At 71.9% G+C, this 4,256-nt stretch carries 2 protein-coding genes; both read left to right on the top strand.

The genetic code is table 11. From position 1 onward, the window contains the following. A partial coding sequence (locus RIF68_RS29030) for a glycoside hydrolase family 76 protein (protein ID WP_309054257.1) occupies positions 1-840 on the top strand: 840 nt, incomplete at its 5' end. A 49-nt stretch (positions 841-889) separates the two neighbouring features. Further along, positions 890-4,072 (top strand): glycoside hydrolase family 38 C-terminal domain-containing protein, encoded by a 3,183-nt coding sequence (locus tag RIF68_RS29025; protein ID WP_289908311.1) that lies wholly within the window; start codon positions 890-892, stop codon positions 4,070-4,072. Positions 4,073-4,256: the final 184 nt, after the last annotated feature.

Here is a 4,256-nt window from a genome sequence, read left to right as displayed (position 1 = left end):
TACACCTCCGGCGAGCGCCCGGGCTACGAGTCGTACCTTCCCGCCCCCCTGGGGACGGGCGGCGACGTGTACTACGACGACAACGCCGTGGTCGCTCTCACCCAGCTCGACCAGTACGAGGCCACCGGCGACGAACGCTTCCTGAAGCGGGCCGAACGGGTCGTGCCCGTCGTCTCACGGGCCTGGGACGACGACACCGGCAAGGCGTGCCCCGGCGGCATGGACTGGTACGACTCGCCGAACAACAACATCCGGGCAACCAACGTCACCGCCCTGTCGGCCCAACTCGCCGCCCGCCTCTACGAGCACACCCGTGACCGCGCCCACCTCGACAAGGCGGAGCAGTGGTACGGCTGGGTGTACTCGTGCATGCGCAAGGCGCCCGGTCTGTACGTCAACGACCGCGGCGACGACGGCAGCACCAACGAGACGCTGTGGACGTACAACTCGGGCGCCATGATCGGTACCGCCACCGCGCTCTACCGGGGCACCGGGAACGCCGGGTACCTGCAGAAGGCGGTGGAGGACGCCCGCGGCTCCCTGGCGTACTGGAGCACGGGCGACCGCCTGCACGACCAGCCGGCCGTCTTCAACGCCTTCTACTTCAAGGACCTCCTCGACCTGGACGCCCTCCGCCCCGACCCCGCCCGTCTGCAGGCGATGAGTGCCTACGCCGACGGTACGTACAGGACCAACCGGGACGCCTCCACCGGCCTCTTCCGCTTCCAGCCCTCCAACGGCGGGGACTACGACCCCGCGGCCCCGGCCGCGACCCTCAACCAGTCGGCCATGGTCCAGATCTTCGCCACCCTCGCCCACGCCACCCACCAGCACTCCTGACGCGGCCCACCGCACCACTCCGACCTCGACACGAAGGACCTCACGCACCATGCCCAAGCCACCGCTGACCCGGCCGTCCTGGTGGGACTCCGACATCGCCCGAGACATCCTGAAGGAGCGCGTGGCCACCACCGCCGGCCTCGGGGGCCTGCGGGTGCGGATGTCGGGAGAGCCCCTGCTGCGCCGCGACGGGAGGGGCGGACTGCTTCAGTCCGTCCGGCTGCGGGCGAGCCGTCCCGGCAGCCCCGGCCCGCACCCGCGCGTCACCAGGGCCCGCGTCACCACCACCGGCGGCTCCACCGTCCACTGCGAGGTCATACCGGGCCCGGGAGGCGACACCCGCCTCCTGGTCCCGGAGGTCGACGCACCCACCCCCTTGCTCATCGAGCTTCCGGAACTCGAAGAGGGCACCAGGCTCGCCTTCGAGGCGCGCCCGCAGCGTCACTGGACGCTGCACCTGGTGCAGCACTCCCACCTGGACATCGGCTACACCGACCCGCAGGGCCGGGTGATGGCCGAGAGCCGCGCCTACCTCGACTCGCTCCTCGAACTCTGCCGGGACACCGACGACTGGCCCGACCCGGCCCGGTTCCGCTGGGCCGTCGAAGGGTTCCACTCCTTCCAGGACTGGCGGGCCAACCGTCCCCGGCGCCAGGTGGACACGTTCCTCGACCGGGTGCGTGAGGGACGCGTCGAGCTCACGGCCATGCCGTTCAACCTCCACACCGAGACCTGCTCGACCGACGAACTGCACGAACTGCTGCGCCCCGTCACCGAGTTGCGCGACCGGCACGGCATCGACATCACCACCGCCATGCAGACGGACGTGCCCGGCCAGGTCGTGGGCCTGCCCGACGTCCTCGCGGACAACGGCATCCGCTACCTGTCCGTGGCGCACAACTGGGCCGGCCGCGCCGTGCCCCACCTCGTCGGCGGGGAACACCTCCCCCGCCTGTTCCGCTGGCAGGCGCCCAGCGGGAACAGCGTCCTGGTCTGGCGGACGGACACCCCGCACGGCCTGGCCTACATGGAGGGCTCGATCCTCGGCTTCGACGAGTCCTACGACCACGTCGACGACCTGCTGCCCGCCTACCTCAGCGCCCTCGCCCGGTACCCCTACCCCCACCAGGGACCAGGGATCCCCGGCTTCCCCGCCCTCGACCTGCCCGACACCGCCGACCCCTACCCCTGGGACGTGCTGCACCTGCGGGTGCTGGGCAAGTTCGCGGACAACGGCCCCCCGCGCCGCATCATCTCCGACACGGTGCGCCGCTGGAACGACCAGTGGGCGTACCCGCAGCTGCGCGCCTCCCGCAACCAGGACTTCTTCGAGGAGGCCGAGAAGCGCGTCGGTGACCGTCTGGAGACCTACCGCGGCGACTGGAGCGACTGGTGGGTCGACGGCGTCGGTGCCGGCGCCGTCCCGCTGTCCGCCACGCGACGCGGGCAGGCCGCCCTCGCCGAGGCGCAGACCGTGGCCGGGTACGCCCACCTGATGGGCGTACCCGGCAGCACGGCCGTCACCAAGAGCGCACCGGACGTCTACCGGGCCGCGTCGTTGTTCAACGAACACACCTGGGGCGCCGGCGACCCCTGGACCCACGGGGACCACGGCCACGGGTCCGGCGAGAAGCAGTGGCACTGGAAGTACTCCCAGGCCATGCGCGCGCACGACGACGCCGAGACACTCCTGGACGCCGCCTGCGCCCTGCTCGGGGAAGCCCTCGCCCCCGCCGACGACGCGGCGGCCTCCTTCTACGCCGTGAACACCTGCAGCTGGCCGCGGAGCGAAACGGTTCGGCTCTTCCTTCCGGAGAGCACAGTGGCGCTCGGCGAGCCGGTCCAGGTCCTCGACGCCCGCACCGGCGCACCCCTGCCCTTCTCCGAGGAGGCCCAGACCAACGAGCGCCACCGCGCGGCCGGCCGCTTCCTGCACGTACCCGTCACGAACGTGCCGGCCTGCGGAGCCGTGCGCCTGGACATCGTCACGGCCGACGTGTCCTCGGTCCGGGGCGAGGACACGTCGGGGCCGGCCGTCGAGGACACCGTCCTGGAGAACGACCACCTGCGCGTGACCGTGGACCTGCGCGAGGCGTGCATCTCCTCCATCGTCGACAAGGCCACCGGCCGCGAGATGGTCCGCCAGGACGCGGCCGTCGGCTTCAACGGTTACGTCTACGACGAGTACGCCACGGCCGGCGCGTTCAACCACCAGTCCAGCAAGACCGTGGCCGACGACTCGATGCACCTGCTCGCCTCACGCAGCACCGCCCCGCCCGCGGCACTCGTCGACCGCACCACGGACGCCACCGGGCAGACCGTCGTCTACGAATGCGCCCCGGCCGGCACCCGTCGGCTCCGCGTACGGATTCACCTTCCGCACCACGCGGCACGCGTCGACATGGAGAACCGCATCGACAAGAACGCGACCCTGACGAAGGAGAGCGCCTTCTTCGCCTTCCCCTTCGCCCTCGACGACCCCGCCGTACACACGGAAGCCACGGGCGGCGTCCTGGGCACCGACAGGGAGACCGTTCCGGGGTCGGCAGCGCACATGCGGGCCGTCCGCCGCTGGATCAGTCTGAGCGACGGCACCCGGCACGTCGCACTGGCGACGGCGGACGCCCCGCTCGTGCAGCTCGGGGGGATCGCGATTCCGTACGCCCCTTACCCGCAGTCGCTGCCACGGGAGGAGCCGGCGACGGTCTTCTCCTGGGTGCACAACAACATCTGGGACACCAACTTCCCCGCCCGACAGGCCTTCGACCACGTCTTCCGCTACAGCGTCGGGTTCGGCACCACCACGGAGGGCGACACGACCCACGCCGACGAACTCGGCGTACGGACCGCCGCGATCACCGGCCACCCCATCGTTCCGGTCCGTGCCCGCGCCGCGGCCGGGACGGAGGCCCCGGCCCAGGCCCAGTTCGTGACTCTGGACGACACCCGGGTACGGCTGGTCGGCCTGACCGTCCCCGAGAGCGGCAGACTCATGGTGCGCCTCCAGTCGGTCGCCGACGTCCCCGTCACCTGCCGTTTGCGCACCCCCTTCGCCGTCGCGCGCGCCGTCCGCACCAATTACCTGGGCTCGGCCACGCACGACGTGACTCCGGAGCCGGACCGTGCCGTCCCCGTCGACGTGCCGGCTCTCGGCACGGCGGCCGTCGTCCTCCACCTGCGCTCACCCGGCGCGGGAGGCACGGACGGGCAACCGGGCCAAGCGGACGGCTGACCAGGAGGCGACGGCAACCCGTTCACCGCGATCGGCCGTCGCCCGCCCGCTCGGCACACCGTTCGGTCCGGGCAACGGCCCCGCCTTCGTCGACATCACCAGGTCGTCACGGTCAGGGGCCAAGGGCGAAGCCGGTGGCCGAGCCCGGCGCCCGGCGGGGTGTGTCGGTTCGTCCGCCCGGGTA

This window comes from Streptomyces sp., from assembly GCF_031178505.1.
GTDB classification, from domain to species: Bacteria; Actinomycetota; Actinomycetes; order Streptomycetales; family Streptomycetaceae; genus Streptomyces; species Streptomyces gulbargensis.
Note: the sequence above shows the minus strand (reverse complement) of the source record. Positions and strands in the feature narration are given on the sequence as shown.

Coding starts and splice junctions, on each gene's coding strand:
- RIF68_RS29025 (WP_289908311.1), top strand. CDS start 890: ATGCCCAAGCCACCGCTGACCCGGCCGTCCTGGTGGGACTCCGACATC.